Source organism: Leifsonia naganoensis (assembly GCF_013410615.1).
GTDB classification, from domain to species: Bacteria; Actinomycetota; Actinomycetes; order Actinomycetales; family Microbacteriaceae; genus Leifsonia; species Leifsonia aquatica.
Map to the genome: position 1 here is coordinate 3,710,415 of NZ_JACCHJ010000001.1, position 15,222 is coordinate 3,725,636.

Annotated in this window: 15 protein-coding genes; 8 read left to right on the plus strand and 7 right to left on the minus strand. The window is 69.1% G+C overall.

Going from position 1 to position 15,222, the window contains the following annotated elements; translation table 11 throughout:
- Positions 1–2: 2 nt before the first annotated feature.
- Genes HNR14_RS17855 through tkt form a run of 3 tightly spaced genes read right to left on the minus strand, consistent with a single transcriptional unit; the run spans position 3 to position 4,858 of the window.
- The gene (locus tag HNR14_RS17855; protein ID WP_179702063.1) at positions 3–1,628 is read right to left on the minus strand and encodes a glucose-6-phosphate isomerase; all 1,626 of its coding nucleotides are present in this window, start codon (positions 1,626–1,628) and stop codon (positions 3–5) included.
- Positions 1,625–2,737, minus strand: a complete 1,113-nt coding sequence (tal, locus tag HNR14_RS17860) for a transaldolase (protein WP_179702064.1) — start codon at positions 2,735–2,737, stop codon at positions 1,625–1,627. The genes HNR14_RS17855 and tal overlap by 4 nt, the downstream gene beginning before the upstream one ends.
- Before the next feature lie 27 nt (positions 2,738–2,764).
- The gene (tkt, locus tag HNR14_RS17865; protein WP_039923309.1) at positions 2,765–4,858 is read right to left on the minus strand and encodes a transketolase; all 2,094 of its coding nucleotides are present in this window, start codon (positions 4,856–4,858) and stop codon (positions 2,765–2,767) included.
- Positions 4,859–5,192: 334 nt separating this feature from the next.
- Here tkt and HNR14_RS17870 point away from each other — a divergent pair, with 334 nt between their 5' ends.
- Together HNR14_RS17870 and HNR14_RS17875 are read left to right on the plus strand one after the other, a co-directional pair.
- Complete coding sequence (locus HNR14_RS17870; protein ID WP_021764445.1) at positions 5,193–6,113, plus strand: heme o synthase; 921 nt, start codon at positions 5,193–5,195, stop codon at positions 6,111–6,113.
- A gap of 77 nt (positions 6,114–6,190) precedes the next feature.
- Positions 6,191–6,739, plus strand: coding sequence for a GNAT family N-acetyltransferase (locus HNR14_RS17875; protein WP_179702065.1), 549 nt, complete (start codon positions 6,191–6,193; stop codon positions 6,737–6,739).
- On the opposite strand, the gene HNR14_RS17880 is transcribed toward HNR14_RS17875, so the two are convergent.
- Entirely contained in the window at positions 6,710–7,654 is a 945-nt protein-coding gene (locus tag HNR14_RS17880; protein ID WP_179702066.1) for a COX15/CtaA family protein, read from the minus strand. The two genes, HNR14_RS17875 and HNR14_RS17880, sit on opposite strands and share 30 nt — an antisense overlap.
- Before the next feature lie 324 nt (positions 7,655–7,978).
- On the opposite strand from HNR14_RS17880, the gene sufB reads away from it, so the two are divergent.
- The 6 genes from sufB (at position 7,979) to HNR14_RS17910 (ending at position 13,725) form a co-directional block, all read left to right on the plus strand.
- On the plus strand, positions 7,979–9,397 hold the full coding sequence (sufB, locus tag HNR14_RS17885; protein ID WP_021764442.1) for a Fe-S cluster assembly protein SufB: 1,419 nt from the start codon (positions 7,979–7,981) through the stop codon (positions 9,395–9,397).
- 1 nt (position 9,398) lies between these two features.
- Complete coding sequence (gene sufD, locus HNR14_RS17890; RefSeq protein WP_179702067.1) at positions 9,399–10,580, plus strand: Fe-S cluster assembly protein SufD; 1,182 nt, start codon at positions 9,399–9,401, stop codon at positions 10,578–10,580.
- Positions 10,580–10,906: a non-heme iron oxygenase ferredoxin subunit gene (locus tag HNR14_RS17895; RefSeq protein WP_179702068.1), complete on the plus strand. Its 327-nt coding sequence runs from the start codon at positions 10,580–10,582 to the stop codon at positions 10,904–10,906. Before sufD ends, HNR14_RS17895 begins: the two co-directional genes overlap by 1 nt.
- A gap of 5 nt (positions 10,907–10,911) precedes the next feature.
- Complete coding sequence (gene sufC, locus HNR14_RS17900) at positions 10,912–11,706, plus strand: Fe-S cluster assembly ATPase SufC (RefSeq protein ID WP_021764439.1); 795 nt, start codon at positions 10,912–10,914, stop codon at positions 11,704–11,706.
- A gap of 9 nt (positions 11,707–11,715) precedes the next feature.
- Entirely contained in the window at positions 11,716–12,045 is a 330-nt protein-coding gene (locus tag HNR14_RS17905; RefSeq protein WP_021764438.1) for a metal-sulfur cluster assembly factor, read from the plus strand.
- 81 nt (positions 12,046–12,126) lie between these two features.
- On the plus strand, positions 12,127–13,725 hold the full coding sequence (locus HNR14_RS17910; RefSeq protein WP_179702069.1) for an ATP-binding cassette domain-containing protein: 1,599 nt from the start codon (positions 12,127–12,129) through the stop codon (positions 13,723–13,725).
- An 86-nt stretch (positions 13,726–13,811) separates the two neighbouring features.
- On the opposite strand, the gene HNR14_RS17915 is transcribed toward HNR14_RS17910, so the two are convergent.
- Genes HNR14_RS17915 through HNR14_RS17925 form a run of 3 tightly spaced genes read right to left on the minus strand, consistent with a single transcriptional unit; the run spans position 13,812 to position 15,219 of the window.
- The gene (locus HNR14_RS17915) at positions 13,812–14,678 is read right to left on the minus strand and encodes an SURF1 family cytochrome oxidase biogenesis protein (protein ID WP_179702070.1); all 867 of its coding nucleotides are present in this window, start codon (positions 14,676–14,678) and stop codon (positions 13,812–13,814) included.
- The gene (locus HNR14_RS21010) at positions 14,675–14,917 is read right to left on the minus strand and encodes a hypothetical protein (RefSeq protein WP_179702071.1); all 243 of its coding nucleotides are present in this window, start codon (positions 14,915–14,917) and stop codon (positions 14,675–14,677) included. Before HNR14_RS21010 ends, HNR14_RS17915 begins: the two co-directional genes overlap by 4 nt.
- On the minus strand, positions 14,914–15,219 hold the full coding sequence (locus HNR14_RS17925) for a DUF3099 domain-containing protein (RefSeq protein ID WP_081704054.1): 306 nt from the start codon (positions 15,217–15,219) through the stop codon (positions 14,914–14,916). Before HNR14_RS17925 ends, HNR14_RS21010 begins: the two co-directional genes overlap by 4 nt.
- Positions 15,220–15,222: the final 3 nt, after the last annotated feature.

A 15,222-nucleotide genomic window follows, 5' to 3' on the forward strand; every position in this document is an offset into this window, starting at 1 on the left:
GATCAGTTGACGGCCTCGAACAGCGAGACGACATCCGCCTCGGGGTTCGTGAGCGTGAGGGTGAGGACCGGACGGCCGTGCTCGCCGAGGACGCTGGCGTCGCCAGCGGCCTGGGCCTGGATGAGCTGGCCGAAGGTGAACGGACGGTCCGGGATCTCGAGGTCCTCCGGGGCGTTCGCCGTGATCTGCAGGAACACGCCGACGGCGGGGCCGCCCTTGTGGAACTGGCCGGTCGAGTGCAGGAACCGCGGGCCCCACCCGAAGGTGACGGGACGCTTCGCCTTGGCGGCGAGCAGGTCGCGCACGCCCTCGAGCTGGGGGAGCGCGAGACGGTCGACGTAGGCCTGCACCGACACGTAGCCGTCCGGGCCGAGCTGTGCGAGCAGCGCGTCCACGGCGGCGTCGAGGGTGCCGGCACCGGCGAGCCAGTTCGATTCGGAGCCGGCGCCGGTCTGGCGGACCTCGATGCCTCCGGCGGTGAACGCCGGAGCGGCCGCCTCGGGGCGGTCGTCGAGCAGCGCGCGCGCGGCGACCTTGGCGGCCTCCACGTCAGGCTGGTCGAACGGGTTGATGCCGAGCAGGCGTCCCGCGACGGCGACGGCGTACTCCCAGACCAGGATCTGCGCGCCGAGGCTGCCCGAGACGAGGATCTCGCCCTCGTGGCGGTCCGCCGGGAACAGGTGGTGGGCCTCCGCGTTGGCGACGAGGCGGACGACCTGGAGGTCGGCCGGCTTGAACTCGAGCTCGGGCGCCAGCTTGTCGAGCACGACCGGGAGGAGGCCCGTGCCCTGCTTGCCCGTGGACTCGGCGATCAGCTGCTCGGCCCAGTCGGCGAAGCCCACGATGTGGGTTCCGTCGGACACGATGCCGAGCTTGTCCTTGAGGGGGTTCGTGCCCGCGATGGCCGCGCCGAGCACCAGGCCCGGGTTGTCCTCGCGGTCCACGGCGAGCTCGATCGACGTGGCCTCGGCCTCGTCGAGCAGCTCCGCGATGTCCACGCCGGCGAGGCCGGACGGCACGAGGCCGAACGCGGTGAGCGCCGAGTAGCGGCCGCCCACGTTCGGGTCGGCGTTGAAGACGCGGTAGCCCGCCTCGCGCGCCGACTGGTCGAGCGGGGAGCCCGGGTCGGTGACGATGACGATGCGCTCGGTCGGGTCGATGCCGGCGTCGCGGAACCACTTCTCGTAGATGCGCTTCTGGCTGTCCGTCTCGAGCGTGGAGCCCGACTTCGACGAGATGACCACGGCGGTCCGGTCGAGGCGGTCGCGGAGGGCCGCGAGCACCTGGCCGGGGTCGGTCGAGTCGAGCACGGTGAGCTCGGCCTCGGCCGTCCGGGTGATCACCTCGGGCGCGAGCGAGGAGCCGCCCATGCCGCCGAGCACGATGTGGTCGACGCCGCGGGCGTGCAGCTCCTCGCGGAGCGCGACGATCTCGGCGACGAGCGGCCGCGAGATCGCGACGGCCTCGGTCCAGCCGAGGCGCTTCGACGCCTCGGCCTCCGCGTCGGGGCCCCAGAGGGCCGGGTCCTGGGCGGTGATGCCGGACGCGACCTTGTCGGCGACGAGCTGCGGGACGACGGACGCGACCGCGTCGGCGGCGGCGCCGGTGACGTGGATGCGGAACGTCACTTGGCCGCCTCCAGAGCCGTCTTCACGGTCTCCACGAGCTCGGACCACGACACGTTGAACTTGTCGACGCCCTCGCGCTCGAGGGTGGCGGTTACGTCGTCGTAGTCGACGCCGAGGCCGGCCAGCGCGTCGAGCACGCCCTGCGCGTCGGCGTAGTTGCCGGTGACGGTGTCGCCGGTGATGACGCCGTGGTCGAAGGTCGCGTCGAGCGTCTTCTCCGGCATCGTGTTGACCGTGTTCGGCGCGACCAGCTCGGTCACGTAGAGCGTGTCGGGCAGGCTCGGGTCCTTGACGCCGGTCGAGGCCCAGAGCGGGCGCTGCTCGTTCGCGCCGGAGGCCACGAGGGCCTTGGCGCGGTCGGTGGCGAAGGCCTGCTCGTAGACCTCGTAGGCGAGGCGGGCGTTCGCGATGCCGGCCTTGCTCTTGAGCGAGTTCGCCTCGTCGGTGCCGATGGCGGTCAGGCGCTTGTCGATCTCGGTGTCGACGCGCGACACGAAGAACGAGGCGACGGACTGGATGCCCGAGAGGTCGATCCCGGCGTCCTTGGCCTTCTCGAGACCGGTGAGGTACGCGTCGATGACGGCGCGGTAGCGCTCGAGGCTGAAGATCAGCGTGACGTTGACGCTGATGCCGGCCGCGATGGTCTCGGTGATGGCCTCGAGGCCCTCGACCGTCGCCGGGATCTTGATGAGCACGTTCGGCTTGTCGACCTTGGCGGCGAGCTTCTTGGCCTGCTCGATGGTGCCGGCGGCGTCGTGCGCGAGGCCCGGCTCGACCTCGATCGAGACGCGGCCGTCGGTGCCCTCGGTCTGCTCGTAGACATCGTGGAAGATGTCGCTGGCGGCGGCGACGTCGTCGGTCGTGATCTCGAAGATCGCGTCCTCGACGCTGGTGCCGGCGGCGGCGAGGCTCTTCACCTGGTCCGCGTAGGCCTCGCCCTTGGAGAGCGCGGCCGCGAAGATCGTCGGGTTGGTGGTCACACCGACCACGTTCTTCTCGGCGATGAGCTTCTGGAGGCCGCCCGTGGCGATCCGCTCGCGCGAGAGGTCGTCCAGCCAGATGCTGACGCCCGCGGCGGAGAGCTGTGCGGTGGGAGTGGTGTCGGTCATTTCTCTTCTATCTCCTCATGCCCGCGCTCAGAGCGACGCGAGCGATTCCTTCGCGGCGGCAACGGCGTGCTCGGTGGTCATGCCGAACTCACGGAACAGCGTCTTGTAGTCGGCCGAGGCACCGAAGTGCTCGATCGAGACGCTGCGACCGTGGTCGCCGACGATCTTGTCCCAGCTGAGGGAGAGGCCGGCCTCGATCGAGACGCGCGCCTTCACCGACGCGGGGAGGACGTGCTCCTGGTACTCGGCGGACTGCTCGTGGAACCACTCGAGCGACGGGGCCGAGACGACGCGGGCGTTGATGCCCTCGCCGCGCAGGACCTCGCGGGCCTCGAGTGCGATCTGCACCTCGGAGCCGGTGGCGATGAACAGGACGTCCGGGGTGCCGTTGGGCGCCTCGGCCAGGACGTACGCGCCCTTGGCGACGTTCTTGGCGGACGCGAGGGTGTCGCCGCTGGCGTCGCCCTCACCGCGCTCGAACACCGGGATGTTCTGACGGGTCAGCGCGATGCCGGCCGGTCCCTTGCGACGCTCGAGGATGGTCTTCCAGGCGTAGGCGACCTCGTTCGCGTCGCCGGGGCGCACGACGTCGAGGTGCGGGATGGCGCGGAGGGTCGACAGCTGCTCGATCGGCTGGTGCGTCGGGCCGTCCTCGCCGAGGGCCACGGAGTCGTGGGTCCAGACGAAGATCGACGGGACCTGCATCAGCGCGGCGAGACGGACGGCCGGGCGCATGTAGTCGCTGAAGATCAGGAACGTGCCGCCGAACGGGCGCGTCGGGCCGTGCAGGACGATGCCGTTGAGGATCGCGGCCATCGCGTGCTCGCGGATGCCGAAGTGCAGCACGCGGCCGTACGGGTTGCCGGTCCACTCGTGGGTCGAGTGCTCGCTCGGGACGAACGACGCGCCGCCCTCGATCGTGGTGTTGTTCGACTCGGCGAGGTCGGCGGAGCCGCCCCAGAGCTCGGGCATGATCGGCGCGATGGCGTTGAGCACCTTGCCGCTGGCGGCGCGGGTGGAGACGTCCTTGCCGGGCTCGAAGACCGGGAGGACATCCTCAACGCCCTCCGGCAGCTCGCCGGTCAGCAGGCGGTCGAGGAGCTGCTTACGCTCCGGGTTGGCGGCGGCCCAGGCGTCGAAGCCCTTCTGCCACTCGGCGCGCTGCTCGGCGCCGCGCTCGACGGCCTTGCGGGTGTGCGAGAGGACCTCGTCCGCGACCTCGAAGGTCTGCTCGGGGTCGAAGCCGAGCACCTCCTTGACGGCGCGAAGCTCGTCGGCGCCCAGGGCGGAGCCGTGGATCTTGCCGGTGTTCTGCTTCTTCGGGCTCGGCCAGCCGATGATCGTCTTGAGGATGATCAGCGAGGGCTTGTCGGTGACGCCCTGCGCCGCGACGATCGCGTCGTTGAGCGCCTGCACGTCCTCGGTGTAGACGCCGGTCTTCTTCCAGTCGACGACCTGCACGTGCCAGTGGTAGGCCTCGTAGCGGGCCTTGACGTCCTCGGTGAAGGCGATGTTGGTGTCGTCCTCGATCGAGATCTGGTTGCTGTCGTAGATCGCGATCAGGTTGCCGAGCTGCTGGTGGCCGGCGAGGCTCGAGGCCTCCGAGCTCACGCCCTCCTGCAGGTCGCCGTCGCCGGCGATCACGTAGACGAAGTGGTCGAACGGGCTGGTGCCCGCCTCGGCCTCGGGGTCGAACAGGCCGCGCTCGTAGCGGGCCGCGTAGGCGAAGCCGACCGAGGAAGAGATGCCCTGGCCGAGCGGGCCGGTGGTGATCTCGACGCCGTCGGTGTGGCCGTACTCCGGGTGTCCCGGGGTCAGCGAGCCCCAGGTGCGGAGCGCCTTGAGGTCGTCGAGCTCGAGGCCGTAGCCGCCCAGGTAGAGCTGGACGTACTGGGTCAGCGAGCTGTGGCCGGCCGAGAGGATGAAGCGGTCGCGGCCCAGCCAGTGCTGGTCGTGCGGGTCGCGGCGCATGACCTTCTGGAACAGGAGGTATGCGGCCGGGGCCAGGCTCATCGCCGTGCCGGGATGACCGTTGCCCACCTTCTCCACCGCATCGGCCGCGAGGACGCGAGCCGTGTCTACTGCTTTGTTGTCAATGGGATCCCACTGCAGAGCTGCCACGTGAAAACTGACCCTTCGTAGATGTGGTGAGGGTCGTCGTGAACCCGCACCGGTTGAGGTAGTGCGCGCCGTGGACGTCATCGGCGCCGGGCCCTCGTCTGCGTGATGAGTCCTACAAACGGCCGCACGGGAAACGGGCTCCGGCTGGCGAGCACCTCCAAGTATAGGTAACACGCACGAAACGTGGCGTCTTCCCTCAGCGGGTTGTGCGCCGGCTCCGAGCGGGGTAGCGCCGCAGAGGTGTCGTAGACTTGCTGAGGACTGCGATCAGAGAGCCGGATGCCCGCTCAGGGGCGCCGCCCGCAGTCGCACCGAGCGAACATCACGAGGAGCAATGGACGTCGCTGTAGAGAGCCGTGTCGATCCGGGCCGCATCGGCTTCGCACGCAAGGTCAAGGCGTATGTCTCGCTGACCAAGCCGCGCGTGGTGGAGCTGCTGCTCGTCACGACCGTCCCGACGATGATCCTCGCCGCGAACGGCATCCCGAACCTCTGGCTGGTCCTGGCGACGGTCGTGGGCGGCTACATGTCCGCGGGATCCGCCGGCGCGTTCAACTGCTACATCGACCGCGACATCGACCGCGTCATGCGGCGGACCAAGAACCGTCCGCTGGTCACCGGCGAGCTGAGCGACCGCGAGGCGCTCGTCTTCTCGTGGGCGCTGGGCATCGCGTCCGTCGTGGTGCTCGCGGTGTTCACCAACTGGCTGGCCGCCGCGCTGTCGGTCGTCGCGATCTTGCTCTACGTCGTCTTCTACACGCTCATCCTCAAGCGCCGCACCCCGCAGAACATCGTCTGGGGCGGCGTCGCCGGCTGCATGCCGGTGCTCATCGGCTGGGCGGCCGTCACCGGCTCGCTCGACTGGGCGCCGTTCATCCTGTTCGGCATCATCTTCCTCTGGACGCCGCCGCACTACTGGCCGCTGTCGATGAAGTACCGCGCGGACTACAAGGACGCGGGCGTTCCGATGCTCGCCGTGGTGCGCGGCCGTGCCGCGGTGGGCCTCCAGGTCATCCTGTACGCCTGGGCGATGGTCGCGTGCTCGCTGCTGCTCATCCCGGTGGCGCACATGGGCCTCTTCTACATCGCGGTCTCGCTGGTCGCGGGTGGATGGTTCATCTACGAGTCGCACCGGCTGTACAACCTCGCGATCCGGCACGAGTCGGTGTCGCCGATGCGCGTCTTCCACGGCTCGATCGCGTACCTGACGCTGATCTTCCTCGCCGTGGCGATCGATCCGCTGCTGCCGTTCTGATCGCGGGGGAGCACCGCGATACGGGTGCTCCGACACGGTCTGGTGCGTGCTGACGGCGCGCTGCTAGCGTCTGCAGCGTGCTCACCCTCCGGACGCCGCGGCTCGTGCTCGACGCTCCCCGGGAGAGCGACATCCCCGCTGTGCTCGCGGCCTGCCAGGACGAGCAGACCCAGCGCTGGGTGCCGTTGCCACACCCGTACACGCTCGCCAGTGCCGAGTTCTTCGTGCGGAGCTACTGCCCGCACGGGCTGGCCGGCGGGCAGTACACCGTCTGGGCGATCCGCCCTGCCGAGGACGCCCCGCTGGTGGGCGTCGCCGAGGTGCGGCGCGACGAGGCCGTCGGTTCGGCGTCACTGGGCTGCTGGCTCGAGCCGGGCTCCCGCGGACGAGGCGTGATGCACGAGGCACTCGCCGCCGTGACCGCCCACGCGGTCGCACCGGAGGGGCTCGGCTTCACACGGCTGCGCTGGGAGTACCTCCCGGGCAACGAGCAGAGCAGGCGGCTCGCGGAGGGCGTCGGCTTCGACTTCGCGGGCGCGACCCCGCACCGGGTCCGCTTCCACGACGAGGAGCGCGACGCCCTCGTGGGCGTGCTGCTACGCGGCGACGGCCCCACTGACGGCTGAGCCTTCGGGTGCGGCCTCGTCGGTGACCGGCGCCTTGAGGGACATGATCACCGCGGTCATCGCGGCGGCGAGGGTCGCGGCGAGCATCATGTGGATGCCGACCAGGATGCCGGGGAGACCGGTGTTCGCCTGGATGAGGCCGACCGCGATCTGCAGCACCTCGACCGCGAGAAGGTACATCGTGTAGCGGTGCACGCGGGTGGTGCGGATGCGCAGCGAGGCGATCACGAGCACGAGCGTGAGCGCGAAGGTCACGTACGCGGGGATGGCGTGCACATGCTGGAGGATCTCGGGGTCGAGACCGTTGCGCGTCGCCTTGCTGTCGCCGGAGTGCGGTCCCGAGCCGGTGGTCAGGATGCCGACGACGATCGTGACGGCCACCACGAAGCTGGTGACATGGGCGATGCCGGCGAACCACGCGGGCACGGCGCGGACGCGCGGGCCCGGGATGGCGTACAGGCGGAGGAGGAACGCGGTGCAGAGCGCGACCAGCACGGTGGAGATGACGAAGTGGAGGCCGACGACGTACGGGTTGAGGTCGGTCAGCACGCTGATTCCGCCGATGACCGCCTGCGCCGGGATGCCGAGGCCGGCGAGCAGGGTGAGCCAGAAGAGCTCCGGACGCGACTTCCGCAGCTTGAGGATCATGAGGAACGCGACGATCGCGATCAGGCCGAGGAGCACCCCGAGCAGACGGTTCCCGAACTCGATGAACCCGTGGATGCCCATCTCGGGCGTGTTCACCAGGGAGGCGTCGGTGCACTTGGGCCAGGTGGGGCAGCCGAGGCCGCTGGAGGTCAGGCGGACCAGGCCGCCGGTGCCCACCAGCACGATCTGCCCGACGAGGTAGACCCACCCGATCACCTTCAGCCGGGTGTCGACGCGGTCGGGCAGCCAGGCGATGATGCGCTTCATGTCTTCCTTGGTGCTTTCTCAGTGTGAATCGGATACTCGGCCAACGCGCAGGGCGCGTCTCTACTTTTACCGGTCCGCACCTGTAGAATCGATGGGTTCGAGACGCGCGCTCCCTGTGCGCGTGTCCGCACTGCGCCCCTGCCGAGAACGGCAGTCCGACGCAGGGCGGCCAAGGGCACAGTCGCCCGTCGTCCTCGATCATTTTAGGTACGCACACCAGCCACCCGCACAATCAGGACGCCCGAACGGCAGGCGCATGCCGTCCGTCCGGGAGGAATGAGCCGGACTGATATCCGGTTACGAGTGGTAGGAAACGAGGTAGATATGTCAGACATCCTGATCGACCGGCCAGAACTCGCCAGCCTGGGGCAGTACGAGTTCGGCTGGGCCGACTCCGACGCAGCGGGCTCGTCCGCGCGTCGCGGCATCTCCCCACAGGTGGTGAAAGACATCTCGGACCTGAAGGGCGAGCCGGAGTGGATGCTCCAGCGCCGCCTGAAGGCGCTCCAGCTCTTCGAGCGCAAGCCGATGCCCACCTGGGGCGCCGACCTGTCGGAGATCGACTTCGACAACATCAAGTACTTCGTCCGCTCGACGGAGAAGCAGGCCCAGAGCTGGGAGGACCTGCCGGAGGACATCCGCAACACGTACGAGAAGCTCGGCATCCCGGAGGCGGAGCGTCAGCGCCTCGTGGCCGGCGTCGCGGCTCAGTACGAGTCCGAGGTGGTGTACCACCAGATCCGTGAGGACCTCGAGCAGCAGGGTGTCATCTTCCTCGACACCGACACCGCGCTCAAGGAGTACCCCGAGATCTTCGAGGAGTACTTCGGCACCGTCATCCCGTCGGGCGACAACAAGTTCGCCGCGCTGAACACCGCCGTGTGGTCGGGCGGCTCCTTCGTGTACGTGCCCAAGGGCGTCCACGTCGAGATCCCGCTCCAGGCCTACTTCCGCATCAACACGGAGAACATGGGCCAGTTCGAGCGCACGCTGATCATCGCCGACGAGGACAGCTACGTCCACTACATCGAGGGCTGCACCGCCCCGATCTACAAGTCGGACTCCCTCCACTCGGCCGTCGTGGAGATCATCGTCAAGAAGAACGCCCGCGTGCGCTACACGACGATCCAGAACTGGTCGAACAACGTCTACAACCTCGTCACCAAGCGGGCGACCGCGGCCGAGGGCGCGACGATGGAGTGGATCGACGGCAACATCGGCTCCAAGGTGACGATGAAGTACCCGTCGATCTACCTCATGGGCGAGCACGCCAAGGGTGAGACGCTCTCGGTCGCTTTCGCGGGCCCGGGCCAGCACCAGGACGCCGGCGCCAAGATGATCCACATGGCGCCGTACACGCAGTCGTCGATCGTCTCCAAGTCGATCGCGCGCGGCGGCGGTCGCGCCGGCTACCGCGGCGAGGTCCGCGTCGACGCCAACGCGCACCACGCGGCGAACACCGTCCGCTGCGACGCGCTGCTGGTCGACAGCATCTCGCGCTCCGACACCTACCCGGCGATCGACATCCGGGTGGACGACGTGCAGCTCGGCCACGAGGCCACGGTCTCGCGCGTCAGCGAGGAGCAGCTGTTCTACCTGATGTCCCGGGGCATGCCGGAGGACGAGGCGATGGCCATGATCGTCCGCGGCTTCATCGAGCCGATCGCTCGTGAGCTCCCGATGGAATACGCACTCGAACTCAACAAGCTCATCGAGATGGGCATGGAAGGCTCTGTCGGCTGATATGACGTCCAGCACCCCCACGATCGACCAGACGGCGGTCGCGCCCTCCCACATGCGCGCCCCCGTCCCCGTCCAGACCCGCTCCGAGCGCTTCACCTCGACCGACGTCACCGCCTTCCCGGCGGTGACCGGCCGCGAGGTCATGTGGAAGTACACCCCGGTGGCCCGCCTGAGCGAGCTGCTCACGGGTGAGCTCGACGGTTCCACGTACGCCTACGACACCGTCGAGGTGCCCGGCGTGACCACGTCGTGGATCGCCCGCGACGACGCCCGGATCGGCACCGCCGGCCTCCCGGAGGACCGCGTGTCCGCGAACGCGTGGTCGAGCTTCGAGCAGGCGCTCCTCATCGGCTTCGCCGGAACCGAGGACACCGAGGCGACGATCACCCGCTCCGCGCTCGGCAGCGGCCCACGCGCCGCGCACACCGTGGTCGAGATCGCCTCCGGCGCCCGCGGCACGCTCATCCTGCAGAACCGCGGGTCGGCCCATCTCGCCGAGAACGTCGAGTTCCTCGTCGGCGCCAACGCCGACGTGACCGTCGTCTCGGTGCAGGAATGGGACGACGACGCCATCCACATCGCCGCGCACTTCGCCCGGCTCGAGGAGGGCGCACGCCTCAAGCACGTCGCCGTCACTCTCGGCGGCTCCGTGGTCCGGCTCAACCCGTCGGCGCACCTCGCCGGCGCTCGGTCCGACGCCGAGCTGCTCGGCGCCTACTTCGCCGACGCCCACCAGCACCTCGAGCAGCAGGTCTACGTGCACCACGACGGCGCGGAGACCCGCAGCCGCGTCACCTACAAGGGTGCGCTGCAGGGCGAGGGCGCGCGCACGGTCTGGATCGGCGATGTGCTGATCGGCCCGAAGGCCGTCGGCACCGACACCTACGAGCAGAACCGCAACCTCGTCCTCACGGACGGCGCCCGCGCCGACTCCGTCCCGAACCTCGAGATCGAGACCGGCGACATCGTCGGCGCCGGCCACGCCAGCGCCACCGGCCGGTTCGACGACGAGCAGCTCTTCTACCTCCAGTCGCGCGGCATCACCGAGGAGGAGGCGCGCCGACTGGTCGTGCGCGGCTTCCTGTTCGAGATCGTCCAGCAGATCGGCTCGCCCGCCCTGCAGGAGCACCTGCAGACGGCGATCGAGGCGGAGCTGACGGCGTCCGTCGTGGCGGCCGGCTGATGGCCGCGTCGCGCGTGCTCGCCGTCGCGGAGCTGGTGGAGAACCAGGCCTCCCGCGTCCTCGTCGACGGCGTGCCCATCGCGGTGGTCAAGGACTCCGCGGGCGACGTCCACGCGATCGGCGACACCTGCACCCACGGCGAGATCTCGCTGTCCGAGGGCTTCGTCGAGGGGGAGACCCTCGAGTGCTGGGCGCACGGCTCCCAGTTCTCGCTCCTCACCGGCAAGCCCCTCAACCTCCCGGCGTACGAGCCCGTCCCCGTCTACGCGGTCGAGCTGATCGACGGCGACGTCTTCATCGACCCGAACGTTACGAAAGAGATTTGAACACCATGTCTGTCCTCGAGATCCGCGACCTGCACGTCACCGTCGAAACGGACCAGGGAACCAAGCCCATCCTGAACGGCGTCGACCTGACCATCCGCGAAGGCGAGATCCACGCGATCATGGGCCCCAACGGTTCGGGCAAGTCCACCCTGGCCTACACGATCGCCGGCCACCCCAAGTACACCGTCACCGGCGGGAGCATCACGCTCGACGGTGAGGACGTGCTGGCGATGACCGTCGACGAGCGCGCCCGCGCCGGCCTCTTCCTCGCCATGCAGTACCCGGTGGAGATCCCCGGCGTCACCAACACCAACTTCCTCCGCACCGCGAAGACCGCCATCGACGGCCAGGCGCCCGCGATCCGCACCTGGGTCAAGGACGTCCGCGAGAGCATGGCCGCGCTGCGCATGGACTCGTCGTTCGCCGAGCGCAACGTCAACGAGGGCTTCTCGGGCGGCGAGAAGAAGCGCAACGAGATCCTCCAGCTCGAGCTGCTCAAGCCGAAGTTCGCCGTCCTCGACGAGACCGACTCGGGCCTCGACGTGGACGCGCTGAAGATCGTGTCGGAGGGCGTCAACCGCGCCAAGGCCAACACCGGTCTCGGCATCCTGCTCATCACGCACTACACGCGCATCCTCCGCTACATCAAGCCGGACTTCGTGCACGTGTTCGTCGCCGGCCGCGTGGCCGAGCAGGGCGGCCCCGAGCTCGCCGACCGTCTCGAGGAAGAGGGCTACGACCGCTACGTCGACGCCCCCGAGTCCGCCAGCGCCACCGCGGGCGACCTGGCCGAGGCGTAGGCTCCCACCATGGTCGCCACGCTCAGCCCGGCCCTCTTCGACCAGGTCGAAGAGGCGCTGAAGAACGTCATGGATCCCGAGCTCGGGATCAACGTCGTCGACCTCGGCCTGATCTACGATCTGGGCTGGGACGACGAGAACGACGCCCTCATCATCTCGATGACGCTGACCAGCGCCGGCTGCCCCCTCACCGACGTGCTGGAGGAGCAGACCGCCGAGTCGCTTGACGGCATCGTCGAGGCGTTCCGCATCAACTGGGTGTGGATGCCGCCGTGGGGCCCGGAGCGGATCACCGACGACGGCCGCGACATGATGCGCGCGCTCGGCTTCGCCATCTGACCCGCACCCCACAACAACACCTGCATCCGCCCCGGACCCGTCGGTCCGGGGCGGATGACCTCTGAAAGAGAAGGATTCATCGTGCTCAGCGTCCAGGGCCTCGAACTGCGCGTCGGCGCCCGCCTCCTGATGGAGGATGTCAGCTTCCGCGTCGCCGACGGCGACAAGATCGGCCTCGTCGGCCGGAACGGGGCCGGCAAGACCACCCTGACGAAGGTGCTGGCCGACGATCTGCTGCCGACGGCGGGGAAGGTCGACCGCAGCGGCGAGCTCGGCTACCTCCCGCAGGACCCGCGCTCGGGCAACCTGGACGATCTCGCGCGCACGCGCATCCTCGACGCCCGCGGGCTCGGATCGATCGTGCTCGGGATGCAGCAGTCGACGCTCGACATGGCGAGCGACGACGCGGCGGTGTCGGCCGCGGCGATGAAGAAGTACGGCCGGCTGGAGGAGCAGTTCCACATGCTCGGCGGGTATGCGGCCGAGGCCGAGGCCGCCTCCATCGCGAGCAACCTCAACCTCCCGGACCGCATCCTGGACCAACCGCTTAAGACCCTGTCGGGCGGTCAGCGCCGTCGCATCGAGCTGGCGCGCATCCTGTTTTCGGACGCGCGCACGATGATCCTCGACGAGCCGACCAACCACCTCGACGCCGACTCGGTCGTCTGGCTGCGCGAGTTCCTCAAGGGGTATTCCGGCGGATTCATCGTGATCTCGCACGACGTCGAGCTCGTGGGGGAGACCGTCAACCGCGTCTTCTACCTCGACGCCAACCGCCAGGTCATCGACATCTACAACATGGGCTGGAAGAACTACCAGCGCCAGCGCGCCGCCGACGAGGAGCGCCGCAAGAAGGAGCGCGCCAACGCCGAGAAGAAGGCGACCGCGCTGCAGCTCCAGGCCGCGAAGTTCGGCGCCAAGGCGACGAAGGCGGCGGCGGCCCACCAGATGGTGGCCCGGGCCGAGAAGCTGCTCTCCGGCCTCGACGAGGTGCGCCAGGTCGACCGCGTGGCGAAGCTGCGCTTCCCGACCCCCGCCGCCTGCGGACGCACCCCGCTCACTGCGTCCGACCTGTCGAAGAGCTACGGCTCGCTGGAGATCTTCACCGCCGTCGACCTCGCGATCGACCGCGGGGCGAAGGTCGTGGTGCTCGGGCTCAACGGTGCGGGCAAGACCACGCTGCTCCGGATGCTCGCGGGCGTCGACAAGCCGGACACCGGCCAGGTCGAGCCCGGCCACGGCCTCCGCATCGGCTACTACGCCCAGGAGCACGAGACGATCGACGTCGAGCGCTCGGTGCTGCAGAACATGGTGTCGTCGTCGCCGAACCTGACCGAGACCGAGGCGCGCAAGGTGCTCGGCTCGTTCCTGTTCACCGGGGATGACGCGCACAAGCCGGCGGGCGTACTGTCCGGTGGCGAGAAGACGCGTCTCGCCCTGGCGATGATCGTCGTCTCGGGCGCGAACGTGCTGCTGCTCGACGAGCCGACCAACAACCTCGACCCCGCGAGCCGCGACGAGATCCTCGACGCCCTGGCGCACTACGAGGGTGCGGTCGTGCTCGTGAGCCACGACGAGGGCGCCGTGGAGGCGCTGAATCCCGAGCGGGTCCTCATCCTCCCCGACGGCGTCGAGGACCACTGGAACAAGGACTACCTCGACCTGATCTCGCTGGCCTAGCCCCGCCGCGATTTGTGCCAAATGTCCACTCTGAGCGGCTCAGAGTCGACATTTGGCACAAATCGCAAGGGTCCGTGCGGGAAACGTCAGCGCGAGGAGGCGTCGAGCAGTTCGTCCTCGACGTCGGAGTCCGTGCGCTTGAGCGCCCGCTTGCGGTCGCGCTCGGCGGCGCGGGCCTTCTCGGCGGGGTCGTTCTCGTTGAGCTTGCGGTACTCCGTGCGCAGCGCGTAGCCGAGACCGAAGAAGCCGATGAGCGCGAAGATGATCCACTGGATCATGTAGGACCAGTGCAGCCCCTCGTCCTGCGTGGGCGGCTCGGTGACGGTGGGGGTGGGTGCGGATGCCGGAGCGGGCTTCTCGCTGTCCAGGAGGCCGTACGCGCCCGTGTAGACCGCACCGGTGTCCATCTTCTGCTTGACCACGGAGAGCTGGATGGTGCCGACCTGTCGGCCGACCGCCGTGCGCCCGTCGATCGCCGGCTCGCTGGCCTTGAGTCGCGCCACCACGGCGACCGTCCCGGACGGGGGAGCGGGGACGTGGTCGGGGTCGTCGGAGTCGTTGCCGGTCGGCACCCAGCCGCGGTCGACGATGAAGAGCGAGCCGTCCGCGGTGCGCAGCGGCGTCAGGACCTCGAAGCCCGGGTTGCCGTTGAACGGCCGGTTGCGCGCGAGGAGCTGGAGGTCGGGCTCGTAGGTGCCGGTCACGGTGACGCGCGTCCACTCCTGACCCTTCGAGTACGACGTGAGGGTCGGCAGCTCGCTGGTGAGCGGCACCGGTTTCGAGTCGAAGTTCTGGGAGATCAGGGCGTTCGCCGCCGCGGCCTCCTTGCTGCGGGCGAGCTGCCAGTTCGAGAGGAACCCGCAGGCGATCGCGAAGGCGATGGCGAAGGCGAGGTAGCCGAGCCAGCGCTTCGAGAAGGCGAACTTCCAGCCGCCGCCGTTCGCGCCGCTCACGCCGTCGTCCGTTCGCCTGAGGCGGACGCCGTCTCGTCCACGGGCTTCACGGCCACGGGGAAGTCCCGAGCCGCCAGGAACTCCCGGAGGAACTCCTCGTGCTCGTCGCACGCCAGCCACACCTTCACGCGGTCGGCGGTGTGGATCTTCGGGTTGCGCCATTCGATGCGCCAGGTCGCCGTCTCACGGCATCCCGCGCGCGAGCACGTCAGAGGATCCGGCTCTCCGAGTCCGATCACTGGCCCTCCTGCTTCGGGTCGCCGCCACCGGGCGGCGGAGGCGTCATGGGAAGGATATTGCCCGGACGCTGGGCTTCTCCTCGACGCGGGTCGGCGTGGACGTTCGCGAGGACCACGGCGATGTACGGGAGGAAGATTGCGGCGATGATCGGCACCGCCGCCCACCATCCCGGAACCAGCACGGCCACGATCAGGCAGACCACACGGATGCCCATCGCCACCGAGTATCTGATCATCCGGTGATGCCGTTCCTCGTCCGGCGAGAGGCCGAGGTTCGTGATCGTGGGGCGTGTGGTTTTCATGAG